The organism is Priestia sp. TRN 1309 (assembly GCF_050846875.1).
GTDB classification, from domain to species: Bacteria; Bacillota; Bacilli; order Bacillales; family Bacillaceae_H; genus Priestia; species Priestia zanthoxyli.
Map to the genome: position 1 here is coordinate 116,963 of NZ_JBOZGM010000006.1, position 15,265 is coordinate 132,227.

Below are 15,265 nucleotides of genomic sequence, written 5' to 3' on the forward strand. Positions count from 1 at the left end.
CTTTCTCAACCCACTTTCACAATAGCTGTAAAAAATAGAACCGCCCACTTTTATTGATGAATGACCTTTTAAGTTATATACAATACTAGACTGCTGAATACCATTTTAACATATCGCCAAAAGCAAATAGAAGCAATTTAGAATGTTGAATTCAATAATTATTTTACCATACTAAAAAACGGCTGCTTGATCGAAAGCGGCCGCTGCTGGAGCTGATAGATTTTATAGAAATTAATGAGGGAAAGATATTCATCTTTTGATTGAACGCGAATACCTTTCTTTAATTGTTCATGCTGATAGCTTTCAAGCCTTTTGATGTCAATTTGAAAAAACGACTGTATAATGTGCTGCGACGAAGCTGGCTTGCCTTCAAATGCTGAGAGAATACCGTTAACAGAAAGCCCTACGTAGCCGTTGTCTTTTAAAATAGGTGAAATATCGTCTATGCTTGTTCTAAAAACTAGCTCTCGATCGGTTTCTTTAAGCAGTCGCCAATTTTTATATTTTTTCATTAATTGTTTTTTTGTCATAGAAGGGCTTTTAATCATCTCTTGACTTACGACTCCATCCACATACACGCGCTCAAGAAATAATGTCATCGGCTCCTTTTCATTCGCATCTGCACGGTATGGCATTATACAAAGCACAATACTTACTAGCATTAAAAAAGCTGCTTGATGAATGACTTTCTTCACTCACCTTCACCTCACACGTTAATCATACTCTTTTTAGTATTATCTAAAAAGGTTTTGTGAAAATCTACACTAATAGTTTGACCTACTTATTTTCTTTTATCCTCTTATTTTATGAAACGAATCCTTTTCACGATATTATGTTAAGAAAACATGGAGTATTTGTTACATTTGCACACTATTTGTAAAATTTTCTCTTAAACGTTTTAATTAAATTTTCGCAGGGTATGTACATAGTGGAAGTAATTGTAAGGACTTCTATTATCTATTTTCATAAAAAAGGGAGCTGAAGTAATGAGAATGAATAAACGTGTAGTCGGAACTTTTTTTTCAGAAAAAGAAGCTTTAGATGTTATCCATAATTTAAAACGTCAAGGTTATCGAGAAACAGACATCATGGTCATTTCTAATAGTAAAAGCAATACATTTCAAATAGGTCATGATACAAATGTAATTATTGAAGCTGGTTCGCCTGCCGTAAGTTCATTAGCTGGCGTCATGATGGATAACTTTTTTACCATGATGACAGGCGGCATGGGGCTCAAACAAGGAAGCGGCTTGAAATCAAAATTAATCCGCATGGGCATCCCAGACATCTCAGCCGTGCAGTGCGAGACAGATGTAGCTGCTGGTAAAATTCTAATTTTGATAGATGCCGTAAGCTCTGAACAAACTCCAGCGTACGGAACCTATACGGAACACAACGAGCATAGAGCTGTCCAACTGCGTGAAGAAAAATTAGATGTCTTAAAAGAACGCGTTCAAGTAGGTGAAGTAAAACTCCACAAAAAAGTAATAGAGGAAGAAAGAACTGTACACGTTCCTGTTACAAGAGAAGAGTTTTATATTGAACGCCGCCCTGTAATTGACGGAGACTATAACGCTGGCCCACTTACAGAAGATGAAATTATTCGTGTTCCAATCATGGAAGAACGAGTAGAAATAACCAAAAGACCAGTTATTGTTGAAGAAGTAATTATAGGAAAAAAACTTATTCAAGAAACAAAAGAATGGACTGAAACGATTAAGAAAGAAGAAGCAAGCGTAGAACCTGATGGACTCGCGAGCGCTGAAGTATACGAAAATATGATGAACTATACAGACCATACTTACGCTCAAGTTTCTGCAGCTCTAGCAAGCGACGTGGAAGCTGAATACGAAAATAGTCAGACAACTAACAACGAGAAGCCAAACACACAAGCTAATAAGACAAGCTCTTCTGCAAAAAATGTTAAAAATACAAAAAGTGTCGCTACGGCACCAGCAGATACGAAAAAAAGAGAAGGTCGCCTCAAACAAAACGAAACTAACGCTCAAAATGAAGAAGCGGAATCTAAAACAACAAACAAATCTGCTTCTAACAAGAAAAATTAATAGTTACATGTTCGAGGAATAGCTGCCTGGCTTCAATGGCAGCTTTTTTATATGTATTCTCATCAAAAAAACAGCCGCCCTTCACAGACAGCTGCTTCTTCATTTAACGATGTTTATGATTGACATTCTCATCGACTGATTCAAATAGACCATTGAAATTAGTTTGAATCGTATTTCGGTCTTTTCCATTTCGAATATCGTCATCAAGAGAACGAGCATTCATAAATACATCGTGATCTACTTTTACTTGAACATTGTAGTCCTTCGCAATAGGCTTTACTTTATCGAGCACATTTTGTCTTAAACGGCCGTTATTTATGTCTTTGGCAGGATCCACAGCAACTAATAGCTGATCTCCACGGACAACGGCGCGACTATTTTCTACACCTTTAACGCTTGCAGCTCGATCAGCCACTTTTTCCGTAAAGTCTCTTGGATAATCTTCACCATAATACATATTAGCCACGCCATTTGTACGATCATTTGTATTATTGATGTTTCCATAAGGGTTTGTCGGATTGTCAAAACGTCCATCACTTACGTTTAACGGATAATTAGGTGTTCCATTCCCATCTAAAACTTCGGTCATTGGACCTTTCGGATTATCTACGCGATGTTCATTCGCTTTTTCATTTGTATGATACCCAACAGGCTGTGTCGTATCTGTATAGCGTTGTTCCATACCTTGGTCTTTGTTATTGCAAGCGCCAAGTCCCATCATACATGCAAAAGCTAAAGAAGTTGCTACATACCTATTCAACATAATCGCCCCCTAATTTAAGCTCTATTTACTCTGAGCTTACTATTAGGATTAAAAGACAAGCCGTTTCTTATTCGATGAAGTGTTTATAAACTCTTTACATGTCATGTAGGTTTTGTAAGTGCTGGTAAATCACTCGATAAAACCGCGTACGCTGTGACCATTCTTCAACTGATTGCTGCATTAACCTTTGACGGTTTGCCCATGATAAAGCAGAGGGGTTTATATTCCAGTTTCTCATCAGCATCGATGGAAATAGCAAAGAAGCAAGAAAAAAACGCTGCTTGCTTAATTCTTTTATTTTCGAGTGTTGAAGTAGTTCTTTCATCGACCACTGGACGTAAGGCAAAAAGCGCTGGGCCAGCTGAACATAGTCATAAAGAGCAGGAGCTTTAGCCGCTAAGTCAAAATCAATCATAACAATACCCAAGTGGTTTGTTTTCAAGAAATTATGTGAAGCAACATCACCATGAATAATAGAATAGTTCAACCCTCTATCTTTGAAGCGCTCCATTAAGACTAAAGCTTTTTCTCCCCAAGTCACAATATCTTTATATACATGAAATTGATTAAATTCTCTAAATATGTGTGATGCTTCTCGAAAAGAGGAAAGCCGCTTTTTCCATTTTAAAATAAGATCATACTCAGAAAGCTTTGTATACGCGGCTATTTTCTTTTTATGAACTTCTCCATGATAGCGGCTCAATGCTTGTAATACTTCTTCTCGATCCTGAAAACTTTCATACGTTACCTCTTTTACTTGCTTAACAAAGGGCATCATCGCCCAATACAAATGACGGTCCTTTATATAAAGTTCACCTTGTGGGTAAGCTTCGAAATTAACAGCGTACCCTTGTTGAATCTGAGATAAAAAATGATAAACATGTTCAATTTTACCTTTATCTCTGTAAGCTTTTATTACTTTTTTTCCTTTATTCGTATCCGCTATGATGACATGAGGCTTTTTCATACGGTAGGTCTCAACTTGAATATCTCTTTTTTTCAAATAGAGAAAGAGACGATTTAAATTAAAATCGTCTCGTGTATAATAATCAATCCTCATCTTCGTCGTACTCATCATATTCTGGAATACTAAATGCATTTGGGTCAAACGCAGGATACGGAGGTACACCAATCATGCCATATGGGGCTGGATAGGGTGCCCTTGGGTCCTGAAAGCCATAAGGTACCTGCTGCTGGTACTGTGGATAAGGCTGCTGTGGTGCATAGTCTTCAGGTCGTGGTTCACCGCAGCCGCAGTCTCCTTGCTGCTGTGGCGCATAGTGCTGCCCATAATGGTAAGGCGCGTTTCCAAAACCTTCGGAAGAACTTTCATAATGGCCACCTGTCATAGCTCCTTGCACTTGTGGATACATCGGTGCTTGATGATAGGCCGGATAAACGGGCTGCTGATATCCCCATGGAGGCGGACAAGGAGAACATTGTACTGGTCCATAGCAGCTGTGTGGCATCATTGGATACATTGGCATCGGTGCCATGTGAGCGCCCATTGCATGTTCTTCAAACGATTCGTTTTCATAACCGTGATGATACATTGGAGCCTGTTGATACATTGGCATTGGATATGGCTGCGGTGCATACATTGGCGGATGACACGGCATATAATTAAATCCGCAGCCTGGCATCACAGGCGATATTGGCATGATTGGGTAACATGGCATTTGAGGAGGCATTTCTATACTCTCCATCTCAGGACTTTCTGGCGATTCATGCTTGGGTAGTTCTTTTGGTGCTTCTTTTTTTGGAGCCTGCATCGCCATATTAACTGTGTAATAATTGTTAATATCAATCTCAGGTGCAATTGGCTTTAATTTAGGAAGCTTTGGCGCAACTGGCATTTCTTTTTTAGGCTGAACAATTGGTGCTTCTTTTTTAGGCTGGGCGACCGGCGCTTCTTTCTTTGGCTGCGCAATCGGCGCTTCCTTTTTCGGTTGAGCAATCGGTGCTTCTTTTTTAGGCTGGGCAATTGGTGCTTCTTTTATCGGTTGCATAAACGGTGTCTGAGCAGGCTGATTAGCTGACTTTTTCTCATCTGGACTTTCATCAATTTCCGTTACTGGATAAGCTTTTGTGGATTGGTCACTATAAGGGTGTTGAACTTTAGGCATTTCTTTTATCCCAGGTGAAGGAGCTCCTTCTTTTTGAACAGGCACTCCGCTTGTCGGCACTTTAATTTTCATTCCAGGCATGATCATATCTGGATTGCTTAATTGAGAATTCGCTTTTTTTAACTCTTCAAAATTAACCCCATACTTTTCAGCGATTTTCCAAAGGGTATCCCCTTTTTGAACGATATGGATTTTCAACGTCATTCCCCTCCCGAGTAGAGTCTCTGCCATCTATATGTGCAAAATCAAAGTAAGTTCTGTTTGTTCATCACAAGATATGCCTTGAACCATTTTTTTATTCATTTTGCCCACAGTTTGGTTCAAGTTTTTATGATAAAGAAAAAAAGACTTATCAACACAAACAATATGTCAATAAGTCTTCTTTTAGACCTTCTTTGTTTAATTGTCTTAAAAATCTTTATGCTCGTTCTAACATATTCGTTAGGGCTTTGATAGCACCTTCTGCTGTATGTTTATCCACCTTGATTTGATTTACTTCTTTTCCTTCTTCGATGCTTTCTAAAGCCCACAGCAAGTGAGGCAAATCAATTCGGTTCATCGTCAAACAAGGACACATATAGGGATTAAGTGAAACAATTTCTTTATCCGGATGACTATTGATAATCCGTTTCACTAAGTTCATTTCCGTGCCAATGGCCCATTTAGAGCCTGAAGGAGCTTGTTCAATTGTATCAATAATATATTTTGTAGAACCTGCATAATCTGATTTTTGCACCACTTCATGGGAACACTCTGGATGAACAATAATATTCATCCTAGGCTGCTTCTCGCGTAAATAATCAATATTTTTAACCGTGAAATTTTCGTGCACAGAACAGTGACCTTTCCATAGAATCACCTTGATGTTGTTTATATCGCCTTCATATTCAAGCATTTCTTCAATAGGATTCCAAATGGCCATTTCATCTAGTCCAACACCTAAATCATAAGCTGTGTTTCTGCCCAAATGCTGATCTGGTAAAAAGAGAATGCGCTCTTTTTTAGAAAATGCCCACTCCACCATATTTTTTGCATTTGAAGATGTTACTGTTGCACCATCATGTTCGCCTACAAAAGATTTAATTGCAGCTGTAGAATTTACATACGTAAGCGGAATAATCGTATCTCCGAAAAGATCCTGCAAGACAGGCCATGCCTTTTCTGTTTGCTGAATAGTAGCCATATCAGCCATTGAACAGCCAGCTCGCATATCGGGTAAAATGACTTTTTGGTTTTCATCTGTTAAAATATCAGCTGTTTCTGCCATGAAGTGAACGCCGCAAAACACAATATGCTCAGCTTCTCTATTTTCAGCCGCTATTTGAGCCAGCTGTAAGGAGTCTCCTACCGCATCTGCAAACTCGTACACTTCGTCTTTTTGATAATGGTGGCCGAGCAGAAACAATTTGCTTCCCAGTTTTTTCTTGATTTCTAATACTCTTCTTTTCATTTCATTTTCTGTGAGCTCCGTATATTTAGCGGGCAGCGTTTGCTGCTGAAGCGTTTGTAATAAACTCATCATTTTCTGTTCCCCTTTCTGTTAATAAGTCCAAGCTGATATCGATAGACCCTGCTGAATGCGTTAAAGCTCCAAGTGAAATATAGTCCACTCCGCTGTCTCTAAAAGAATGGAGCGTGCCAAGCGTAATTCCACCGGATGCTTCTGTGACAATATGAGCGGGAACCAGCGGTATCCAATCTTTAATGACTTCTGGAGAACAGTTATCGAACATAATGACATCTGCTCCTGCCTCTATTGCTTCTAGCAATTGACTTTTATTTTCAATTTCTACTTCCACCTTAACCATATGTCCAAGCTGCTCTCTTACTCTCACAACAGCGTCTAGAATAGATCCTGCATGTGCAATATGGTTATCTTTTAACATGACGCCATCGTACAAGCCAAAACGATGATTATAACCTCCTCCAGCACGAACGGCATACTTCTCTAACATTCGCAGACCAGGCGTTGTTTTTCGCGTGTCACATATGCGGGTATGTGAGCTGCCAAGCATCGCTACGGCTTTGTGCGTCATCGTGGCAATGCCGCTCATTCTTTGAAGTAAGTTTAAAATTACCCGTTCACCGGTCAAAATAGATCGCACGGATCCTGAAACGGCAGCTATTTTATCTCCAGGCTTAAGAACATCTCCATCTTTTTTTTCGAAATCCACTTTCACATTAGGGTCTATTAAATGAAATCCTTCTTTAATCAATTCCACTCCTGCGATAATACCTGATTGCTTTGCCGTAAACACAGCCTTCCCTTGGTCAGACGGAGAAAAAATAGCTTCACAAGTTATATCTCCATCTCCAATGTCTTCTATAAAAAAAGAATGCAACAGTGTTTGTAATTTCAACGTGTTCATTATGCTACCTCACCTTTCTTTTTAGATTTCCTTGCTTATAAAATCAATGATTGTTTTGTTGAAGCAGCAGACTGCTTAATAATTCGCTTATGCTCCCACTCTTGCTTTTCATGCGGAAAGTCACTTCGGTAATGACCTCCTCTACTTTCTTTTCTTGCAAGAGAGGACTCGGCAATAAGCAGACCTGCAGTTAGCATATTGCAGATGGTTGCAGCTTCCCTCGAATATATAACTTCTTGATCAAGAGGTATTCCATCCAAATAATTTGTGAATTCATGCACAATGGTAGCCAATTCGTTTTCATGACGAATGATTCCTACACAATCCATCATTTTATGCTGAATTTGTCTTGTGGCAGGCAGTATTTTAGGCATGCCTTTATAGACGTAACGAACGGGAGTATAACGAGATACCGTTCTCGCTTTATGTAAAATATGACGCCCTGCCCGTTTTCCGAATACAAGACACTCTAACAATGAATTGCTTGCTAGACGATTTGCTCCATGAACGCCTGTAGAAGAAACTTCCCCCACGGCATACAATCCTTCAACACTTGTTTGTCCGTAAGCATCTACTTCAATTCCACCCATTAAAAAATGTGCGCCCGGAGTAACAGGTATTCGTTTTTTGTCCAATTGAATTTTATACTTTCGACACAGTGCCGTAATCGTAGGAAATTTTTGTTCAAAATGAGCCACTTTTTCAATGTCTAAAAATACGGATCTTCCTTTTTTCATTTCATTAAAAATCGTCCTTGCTACAACATCTCGCGGTGCTAAATCCTTAAAGAGATGAACGCCTTCCATTATGCGTTCATTCCATTCATTTACCAGTACACCACCTTCACCTCGAACCGCTTCGGATACTAGACCTTTCGCTTCCTTTTGATACAAAAGGGTCGGATGAAACTGAACAAATTCTAAGTCCGCTAATTTTGCTCCAGCCCTGTACGCAAGCGCTAGCCCATCTCCTGTCGCAAGCGGCTGGTTAGATGTATGCTTGTACAAAGCGCCGATTCCTCCGGTAGCAATAATGGTTTGGCGAGCATAATATATAGTAATTTTGTTGTTTTCACCTTGTCCGATAGCACCTCTACACGTTCCATCTACAGTTACTAAATGCTGAATCATTTCGTTTTCAATCACTGTAATATATGGCAGTACTTCTTTTTTCAAAAAAGCGAACAGCGCTTGTCCTGTTGCATCCCCACCTGCATGCAGAATACGATTGACACGATGGGCTCCTTCTTTTCCAAAATGCAGCGTACCATCTGGATTTTTATCAAACTTCATTCCTTTATGAATCAATTCATTTACTACAGCCGCACCTTCTTCCACTAAAGTGCGTACCGCTTGTTCATTGCAATGCTTATTGCCCGCAATCAACGTATCATAGAGATGTTCACTCCAGTGATCGCTGCTTCCAATAGCAGCTGCTACTCCGCCTTGAGCAAGAACTGAGTTATTGCGGTCAATTTTCCCTTTCGTTACCATTACAACTCTGTTATGACGACACAGTTCATAAGCTGCAGAAAACGCTGCTAATCCGCTTCCAATAATTAAAACATCCGTCTCTAACATTTTACACCTCTTTATTTACATGTGTCTTGACACCTATATTTACATATTATTAAATGAAAGACAAGAAGTTTTTTTATCGGGGGGAGAAAATGATTTATCTGGACTATGCAGCAACAACGCCAATGAGACAAGAAGCAATTGAGGTATATACTGAAGCGGCAACGAGCTATTATGGAAATTCCAGCAGTCTTCACACACTTGGAACACAAGCAGAGAATCTGCTTACACTATGCAGAAAAAAATTAAGTCTGTTAATAAATTGCCGAGAGGATGATCTTTTTTTTACAAGCGGGGGAACAGAAGCTAATTACTTAGCTATTCACTCTCTTTTAAAAGGAAACACTAGCAAACGAAAACATTTGGTTACAACGAAGCTTGAACATTCTTCAGTTCTTCATACGTTGCAGCAGCTTGAAAAAGAAGGCTTTTCCTTATCTTACGTACCTGTAGATCAAAACGGCGTTGTGTCTGTAGACGACTTAAAGAAGACGATTCGACCTGACACTGTGCTAGTAGCCATTCAGCATATCAATCATGAGCTCGGTACAATTCAGCCAATTGAGGATATTGGCCATTTTTTATCTCAAAAAGAAATTCTCTTTCACTGTGATTGTGTTCAATCTTTCGGTAAGCTTCCTATTGATGTTAAAAAGCTGAAAGCTGATAGCATCTCAGTTTCTAGTCATAAAATTTACGGACCAAAAGGTGTAGGAATGGTATACATGAATTCAAGTTCTTCTTGGAAGCCTATTTATCATAAAGCAACTCATGAAAAAGGCTTTCGCCCTGGGACTGTAAATACCACAGGCATTGCTGCCTTTACTGCAGCAGCTGAATGCGCATATGCAGAAATGAAGACCGCCAGAAGCCATTATGAGCGCTTAAAATCGTACTTACTGGAAAAACTAGAATCTCTTGCTCCTTTTATAGAGGTAGAAGGCCTTGGGAACTCTCATTTTCCTGGAATTATTGGACTGACATTTTCAAACATACAGGGTCAATATGTTATGTTACAATGTAATCGTCACGGAATTGCTATATCTACGGGAAGTGCCTGCCATGTAAATCAGCAGGAACCATTAGCTTCTTTACTTGCGATTGGCAAATCGACTGCGAATGCTAAGAACTTTGTACGTCTTTCATTTAGTCAACATTCAACGTTTAAGCATATTGATCGACTCATATCCGTTTTTCATTTATTACAGCAAGAATTTATGACAGTGTAAAAGGAGGGATTAAAGGTGCCAGGAACTCAAAAGAAAATTCTTGGAGAAGAAAGAAGAGAACTTATTCTACAATGGTTACAAACAGAGAATAAACCAATGACGGGCAGTGAGCTTTCGAAAAGAACAAACGTTAGCCGCCAAGTCATTGTACAAGATATTTCGCTGCTTAAAGCTAAAAATGAGCCCATTATCGCAACAAGCCAAGGATATATTTATATTCAAAATCCATCTCAAACTACCGTGCATCAGCGAATTATTGCCTGTCAGCATACGCCAGAAGATGCTGAAAAGGAGCTTCTCCTGCTTGTTGACCACGGCGTTCTCGTAAAAAATGTAACCGTTGAACACCCTGTGTATGGTGAATTAACGGCTTCCGTTATGATTCAAACCCGAAAAGAAGTAGAAACGTTCATAAAAAAAATTCAAGAAACAAACGCAACTTATTTATCTCAGTTAACAGAGGGGATTCACCTTCATACGATTGAAGCAGATACAATTGAAAAACTGAATGCTGCCTGCTTAGCTCTTGAAGCGGAAGGTTATTTAGTTTCGAATGAGTAAAAAGGTGTTATAACAAAAAAAATCCCGCTTTAAAGCGGGATTTCTGTTTCAAGTAGTGTATGAGGATAGCTTCCTAACAGCTCTACGCTACAGCCTAGTGCCTCAAGTTCAGCCATAGCCCCAGGGATTAATACTTCATCCATTTTTTGTTCAATATCAACGATAAAGAAATAGTTTCCAAGCCCTGTTTTCATGGGACGGGATTCAATTTTAGACAGATTTAGCTTACGCCAAGAGAAAGCTGAAAGCACTTGATGAAGCGCTCCTGCCTGATCAGATGGAAGTGTAATCATTAACGTTGTCTTGCACCCGTTTCCAGCTAAAAATGGCACCTCTTGCCCTCCATCTTTATGCAAAATAACAAATCTTGTTGTATTATGATCATAATCATGAATGTTCGGGCAAGCAATATGTAATCCATATTCACGGGCTGCTAATCCATTCGCAATAGCTCCAATATTAAGCTCAGGGTGTTCGCTTACATATTTAGCAGCAAACGCCGTTGATGTCATCTCTTCTACTGCAGTTGACGTACATTCTCCGTGTAAAAATTTATGACACTGCGCAATTGCATGAGGATGAGAATAAATCGTTTCAATGTTTTTCCACTGTTCTGCATGAGATGGATGAACCATTAAATGCTGACGAATTGGAAGCACAATTTCTCCAACAATCGGCAGACGACGTTCGTGAATAAGATAATCAAGTGTTAAATTTACAGATCCTTCAAGTGCATTTTCTAACGGTACAATTCCATACTCAATTTCTCCTTTATCCACTGCGTCAATGCATGCTGGAATTGTTTTGTATGGAATATGGTCGTGCTGTTTAAATACGCCTTGGACGGCCACATGTGTAAATGTTGCCTTTGGTCCTAAATATCCTACTTTCCCCACAATCATGCCTCTCCTTATCTATATCTGTTTACCATTATGCCCCTGAACCAAGCACGTCCACTTTATCTACAAACTCTAAGCTTTTCAGTCTTCGCAGCATTTCATTTAACTCAACACTCATACTTGCTGTATCTAATGAAAGAGTTACGTTGGCACGCCCTTGTAAAGGGATGGTTTGGTGAATTGTTAACACATTGCATCCTGATGATGCAACGGTGCTCAATAAATGTGATAAAGTTCCTGATCGATCTTCAATATGAAAAAATAGTGAAATAATGCGCTGTTTGACAACCGTCTGAAACGGAAAGACCGTGTCGCGGTACTTATAAAAAGCACTGCGACTCAAGTCTACGGCTTGTACAGCATCTGCTACCGACTCAGCTTTTCCCCGTTCAATTAACAGCTTCGCATCCAATGTTTTTTTCATCGCTTCCGGTAATACATCTTCGCGAACTAAATAAAACTGCTTATCGCTCTTATGCAAGTAAAGCCCCTCCCCTTATCCTATGAACAACAATTAGTCGATAAATTCAAATTCATATTCAAACAGCTTTACAATGTCGCCATCTTTTGCTCCTCGTTCACGAAGGGCTTCATCGACGCCCATGCCTCGAAGCTGGCGCGCGAATCGACGAACTGATTCTTCACGTGAGAAGTCAGTCATCTTGAATAATTTTTCGATTTTTTCACCGCTTAATACGTATGAGCCATCGCTATCACGCGTAATAACAAATTCCACTTCTTTCTTTTCATGCTTGTACAGTACGCGGTGCATAGATAGATCTTCCTCTTCTTGCATTGGGAATTCCGGGGTCGTTTCTACAAGATCAGCTACTGTAAATAACAGTTCGCGGATTCCATCACGCGTTGCCGCAGAAATTGGAAAGATTTTCACTTCGTCCCCTACTTTTTCTTTGAATGCAGCTAAATTCTCTTCGGCTTGCGGGATATCCATTTTATTTGCTACCACTACTTGCGGACGTTCCGTTAAACGCATATTATACTGACGCAGCTCTTCATTAATAGTTAAGTAATCTTCATATGGATCACGGCCTTCTAAACCTGACATATCGATTACATGGACAATCACGCGGGTACGTTCAATGTGACGTAAAAACTGATGACCTAATCCTACACCTTCATGTGCACCTTCGATTAGCCCTGGTAAATCTGCCATCACAAAACTGCGATTATCTTCTGTTTCAACTACTCCTAAATTCGGATTAATTGTTGTAAAATGATATTCAGCAATTTTTGGCTTTGCAGCAGACGTTACGGATAATAACGTTGACTTTCCGACACTTGGGAAACCAACTAATCCTACATCGGCTAATACTTTTAATTCAAGAATGACATTTCTCTCTTTACCTGGCTCTCCATTTTCTGAAAGCTCCGGTGCTGGATTTGCAGGTGTAGCAAAACGCGTATTCCCACGCCCTCCGCGTCCACCTTTAGCAATCACTGCGCGCTGGCCGTGCTCAACTAAATCAGCAATCGTTTCGTTCGTATCTTCATCCAACACAACGGTACCTGGTGGAACTTTTACAATCATCGGCTCAGCGTTACGTCCGTGCTGTCCTTTTGACATTCCATGTTCACCACGGCTTGCTTTAAAGTGACGCTTATAGCGGAAATCCATCAGCGTACGTAATCCTTCTTCTACTTCAAAAATGACATCTGCACCGTGACCACCGTCACCACCTGCAGGACCTCCTTTTGGTACGTACTTTTCGCGACGGAAGGCAACCATTCCATTTCCTCCGTCGCCACCTTTTACATATACCTTGACCTGATCTACAAACATTTCTTTTTCACTCCGTTCTATATCTTAGCTCTTGCCATAGCAAAAGCGCTTTTAACTTATTGTGAGCATAAGGCTAAATTCATCTTCAGACATATGCTGTTCAACCAATGCAACTCCTTGAGCGCACTCATAACATTGTAGCTTGTTTTGTAGCTTCTGTATATCTGTTAGTATTCCACTAAAGTCAAAAAAGAAACGAATTCCCTGTTCTTCAATGCATACTGAAATACTCAAATAGTTTTCTGCATGATAATCAACATACTTTTCGAGTGCTTCTGTCAAATAGCAACACCAGTTGTATACGAACTCATCGTATTGTGATAAATCCTTCAATTCTCCAAGCACTTCCACATCTAAGCGAACAGCATGGTTATTCCAATGATAGGTCATAACAAAGCCCGCAAACAGTCGCATATTGATGTTTGTTAACTTGGATTCATGTTTGGATTCATTTACAATTTCTTCAATGATTTCATTCGCTCGATCAAGCCGATTCAACGCTAGATTGCCTTTGATTAATTGCAGCTTATTTAACCAATCATGCCGCGCGTATCTTAATACCTCTACGACATCCCATTCTTTTTCCATCTTAGCACTCCTAACTTTGACTCGAGCATAAGTATTTCACAACGCTGACAAACATCTCGTATCAATCTTCTTAGATATGTTCGATTATAACAAATTCCAATGGGTAATAGGTGAAATATTCTACAAAAAGAAAACTCTAACCTACTTGGGTTAGAGTTTTCTTTTTGTATCTTATGCTTCTTGAGCAACAGGGTATACAGATACTTTTTTACGGTCACGACCGAAACGTTCAAATTTAACGATACCGTCGATTTGAGCGAATAAAGTATCATCTCCACCACGACCTACGTTTGCACCTGGGTAAATTTTAGTACCGCGTTGACGGTATAAAATTGAACCACCAGATACGAATTGGCCATCAGCACGTTTAGCACCAAGACGTTTCGAGATTGAATCACGACCGTTTTTAGTACTACCTACTCCTTTTTTAGAAGCGAAGAATTGAAGGTCTAATCTTACTAACATGACATCCACCTCCTGTTTAGTTGTCGTTAATTTTTATATAATTACTGTAATCTAATTCGATCGTTTTCAGTGAAACAACCATACCTTCTAATAGCAATTGAATCTGTTCCAATGTGAACGAATCCACATCTTTCGGAATCTCACAACGGAGATAGCCACCATCTCCACCTTGCTCTAAGTGCGGTTCAACCCCACTTATTGAAAAGATAGCATTAATTGTTCCAAATGAAACTGCAGATGCTCCCGCACAAACAAGATCTTTTCCGTGTTCGGAAAAGTCAGCATGTCCACTCATCGTGAACCCGTCAACTTTCTTATTTGCATCACGAGAAATCGTCACCTTAATCATTTGTTATAATTACGCGTTGATAGCGTCGATTACAACTTTTGTGTAAGGTTGACGGTGACCTTGCTTACGACGATAGTTTTTCTTTGCTTTGTATTTAAATACAGTGATCTTTTTAGCGCGACCTTGTTTTTCAACTTTAGCCGTAACTGTTGCACCTTCTACGAAAGGAACACCAACTTTCACGCTGTCGCCACCTACAAATAATACTTTGTCAAAAGTAACTGTTTCGCCTTGTTCACCAGCAAGTTTTTCAACGTAGATTGCTTGACCAGCCTCTACTTTAATTTGCTTACCACCAGTTTCAATAATTGCGTACATTCTCTGCACCTCCTCTAAAAACTAAGACTCGCCATCACAGGTGTTCAAGTGAACTTAAAACCTGTTCTGAGCGGTTGTAGCACGGGTGCTACAAACCAACATATTAAATCTTACTACAAATCAAAGGTTAGTGTCAATTGGAATTCATGTTTTC

Annotated in this window: 17 protein-coding genes and 1 other annotated feature; of the genes, 3 read left to right on the forward strand and 14 right to left on the reverse strand. The window is 39.6% G+C overall.

The window, feature by feature from the left end; translation table 11 throughout:
- Nucleotides 1–158: 158 nt before the first annotated feature.
- Nucleotides 159–695: a BofC C-terminal domain-containing protein gene (locus tag ACRPLQ_RS22095; protein WP_028411700.1), complete on the reverse strand. Its 537-nt coding sequence runs from the start codon at nt 693–695 to the stop codon at nt 159–161.
- Between the two features lie 291 nt (nt 696–986).
- On the opposite strand from ACRPLQ_RS22095, the gene ACRPLQ_RS22100 reads away from it, so the two are divergent.
- On the forward strand, nt 987–2,066 hold the full coding sequence (locus ACRPLQ_RS22100) for a YsnF/AvaK domain-containing protein (RefSeq protein WP_165635126.1): 1,080 nt from the start codon (nt 987–989) through the stop codon (nt 2,064–2,066).
- 103 nt (nt 2,067–2,169) lie between these two features.
- Here the strand turns inward: ACRPLQ_RS22100 and ACRPLQ_RS22105 are convergent, their stop codons facing one another.
- From ACRPLQ_RS22105 to nadB, 6 genes are all read right to left on the reverse strand, one after another.
- Nucleotides 2,170–2,829 (reverse strand): YhcN/YlaJ family sporulation lipoprotein, encoded by a 660-nt coding sequence (locus tag ACRPLQ_RS22105; protein WP_033579658.1) that lies wholly within the window; start codon nt 2,827–2,829, stop codon nt 2,170–2,172.
- Nucleotides 2,830–2,923: 94 nt separating this feature from the next.
- The gene (locus tag ACRPLQ_RS22110; RefSeq protein WP_231099271.1) at nt 2,924–3,889 is read right to left on the reverse strand and encodes a phosphotransferase; all 966 of its coding nucleotides are present in this window, start codon (nt 3,887–3,889) and stop codon (nt 2,924–2,926) included.
- Entirely contained in the window at nt 3,879–5,159 is a 1,281-nt protein-coding gene (gene safA / locus ACRPLQ_RS22115; protein ID WP_165635125.1) for a SafA/ExsA family spore coat assembly protein, read from the reverse strand. Before safA ends, ACRPLQ_RS22110 begins: the two co-directional genes overlap by 11 nt.
- A 214-nt stretch (nt 5,160–5,373) precedes the next feature.
- Entirely contained in the window at nt 5,374–6,474 is a 1,101-nt protein-coding gene (gene nadA / locus ACRPLQ_RS22120) for a quinolinate synthase NadA (protein WP_034265535.1), read from the reverse strand.
- Nucleotides 6,431–7,324 carry a carboxylating nicotinate-nucleotide diphosphorylase gene (gene nadC / locus ACRPLQ_RS22125; protein WP_028411706.1) on the reverse strand — a complete coding sequence of 298 codons (894 nt, stop codon included), beginning with the start codon at nt 7,322–7,324 and terminating at the stop codon, nt 6,431–6,433. The genes nadA and nadC overlap by 44 nt, the downstream gene beginning before the upstream one ends.
- Nucleotides 7,325–7,359: 35 nt before the next feature.
- On the reverse strand, nt 7,360–8,904 hold the full coding sequence (gene nadB, locus ACRPLQ_RS22130; protein WP_028411707.1) for an L-aspartate oxidase: 1,545 nt from the start codon (nt 8,902–8,904) through the stop codon (nt 7,360–7,362).
- Between the two features lie 89 nt (nt 8,905–8,993).
- Between nadB and ACRPLQ_RS22135 the strand changes: the two genes are divergently transcribed.
- Together ACRPLQ_RS22135 and ACRPLQ_RS22140 are read left to right on the forward strand one after the other, a co-directional pair.
- On the forward strand, nt 8,994–10,130 hold the full coding sequence (locus ACRPLQ_RS22135) for an IscS subfamily cysteine desulfurase (protein ID WP_165635123.1): 1,137 nt from the start codon (nt 8,994–8,996) through the stop codon (nt 10,128–10,130).
- Between the two features lie 15 nt (nt 10,131–10,145).
- Nucleotides 10,146–10,691 (forward strand): transcription repressor NadR, encoded by a 546-nt coding sequence (locus ACRPLQ_RS22140; RefSeq protein WP_028411709.1) that lies wholly within the window; start codon nt 10,146–10,148, stop codon nt 10,689–10,691.
- Between the two features lie 29 nt (nt 10,692–10,720).
- On the opposite strand, the gene pheA is transcribed toward ACRPLQ_RS22140, so the two are convergent.
- From pheA to rplU, 7 genes are all read right to left on the reverse strand, one after another.
- Entirely contained in the window at nt 10,721–11,593 is an 873-nt protein-coding gene (pheA, locus tag ACRPLQ_RS22145; RefSeq protein ID WP_028411710.1) for a prephenate dehydratase, read from the reverse strand.
- Between the two features lie 28 nt (nt 11,594–11,621).
- Nucleotides 11,622–12,071 (reverse strand): ACT domain-containing protein, encoded by a 450-nt coding sequence (locus tag ACRPLQ_RS22150; RefSeq protein WP_028411711.1) that lies wholly within the window; start codon nt 12,069–12,071, stop codon nt 11,622–11,624.
- A 33-nt stretch (nt 12,072–12,104) separates the two neighbouring features.
- Nucleotides 12,105–13,391 carry a GTPase ObgE gene (obgE, locus tag ACRPLQ_RS22155; RefSeq protein WP_028411712.1) on the reverse strand — a complete coding sequence of 429 codons (1,287 nt, stop codon included), beginning with the start codon at nt 13,389–13,391 and terminating at the stop codon, nt 12,105–12,107.
- A 51-nt stretch (nt 13,392–13,442) separates the two neighbouring features.
- Complete coding sequence (locus ACRPLQ_RS22160; protein WP_013085118.1) at nt 13,443–13,979, reverse strand: Spo0B C-terminal domain-containing protein; 537 nt, start codon at nt 13,977–13,979, stop codon at nt 13,443–13,445.
- Nucleotides 13,980–14,150: 171 nt separating this feature from the next.
- On the reverse strand, nt 14,151–14,444 hold the full coding sequence (gene rpmA / locus ACRPLQ_RS22165; protein ID WP_013059335.1) for a 50S ribosomal protein L27: 294 nt from the start codon (nt 14,442–14,444) through the stop codon (nt 14,151–14,153).
- A 16-nt stretch (nt 14,445–14,460) separates the two neighbouring features.
- Complete coding sequence (locus tag ACRPLQ_RS22170) at nt 14,461–14,793, reverse strand: ribosomal-processing cysteine protease Prp (RefSeq protein ID WP_013059336.1); 333 nt, start codon at nt 14,791–14,793, stop codon at nt 14,461–14,463.
- Nucleotides 14,794–14,802: 9 nt separating this feature from the next.
- Nucleotides 14,803–15,111 (reverse strand): 50S ribosomal protein L21, encoded by a 309-nt coding sequence (rplU, locus tag ACRPLQ_RS22175; RefSeq protein ID WP_013059337.1) that lies wholly within the window; start codon nt 15,109–15,111, stop codon nt 14,803–14,805.
- Nucleotides 15,112–15,125: 14 nt separating this feature from the next.
- Nucleotides 15,126–15,197, reverse strand: a sequence feature (ribosomal protein L21 leader region).
- Between the last annotated feature and the right edge of the window lie 68 nt (nt 15,198–15,265).

Bases quoted from the DNA above. Each gene is read 5' to 3' on its own strand.
- ACRPLQ_RS22100 (WP_165635126.1), top strand. From the start codon at position 987: ATGAGAATGAATAAACGTGTAGTCGGAACTTTTTTTTCAGAAAAAGAA.
- ACRPLQ_RS22105 (WP_033579658.1), bottom strand. From the start codon at position 2,829: ATGTTGAATAGGTATGTAGCAACTTCTTTAGCTTTTGCATGTATGATG.
- ACRPLQ_RS22110 (WP_231099271.1), bottom strand. From the start codon at position 3,889: ATGAGGATTGATTATTATACACGAGACGATTTTAATTTAAATCGTCTC.
- safA (WP_165635125.1), bottom strand. From the start codon at position 5,159: ATGACGTTGAAAATCCATATCGTTCAAAAAGGGGATACCCTTTGGAAA.
- nadA (WP_034265535.1), bottom strand. From the start codon at position 6,474: ATGAGTTTATTACAAACGCTTCAGCAGCAAACGCTGCCCGCTAAATAT.
- nadC (WP_028411706.1), bottom strand. From the start codon at position 7,324: ATGAACACGTTGAAATTACAAACACTGTTGCATTCTTTTTTTATAGAA.
- nadB (WP_028411707.1), bottom strand. From the start codon at position 8,904: ATGTTAGAGACGGATGTTTTAATTATTGGAAGCGGATTAGCAGCGTTT.
- ACRPLQ_RS22135 (WP_165635123.1), top strand. From the start codon at position 8,994: ATGATTTATCTGGACTATGCAGCAACAACGCCAATGAGACAAGAAGCA.
- pheA (WP_028411710.1), bottom strand. From the start codon at position 11,593: ATGATTGTGGGGAAAGTAGGATATTTAGGACCAAAGGCAACATTTACA.
- obgE (WP_028411712.1), bottom strand. From the start codon at position 13,391: ATGTTTGTAGATCAGGTCAAGGTATATGTAAAAGGTGGCGACGGAGGA.
- ACRPLQ_RS22160 (WP_013085118.1), bottom strand. From the start codon at position 13,979: ATGGAAAAAGAATGGGATGTCGTAGAGGTATTAAGATACGCGCGGCAT.
- rpmA (WP_013059335.1), bottom strand. From the start codon at position 14,444: ATGTTAGTAAGATTAGACCTTCAATTCTTCGCTTCTAAAAAAGGAGTA.
- ACRPLQ_RS22170 (WP_013059336.1), bottom strand. From the start codon at position 14,793: ATGATTAAGGTGACGATTTCTCGTGATGCAAATAAGAAAGTTGACGGG.
- rplU (WP_013059337.1), bottom strand. From the start codon at position 15,111: ATGTACGCAATTATTGAAACTGGTGGTAAGCAAATTAAAGTAGAGGCT.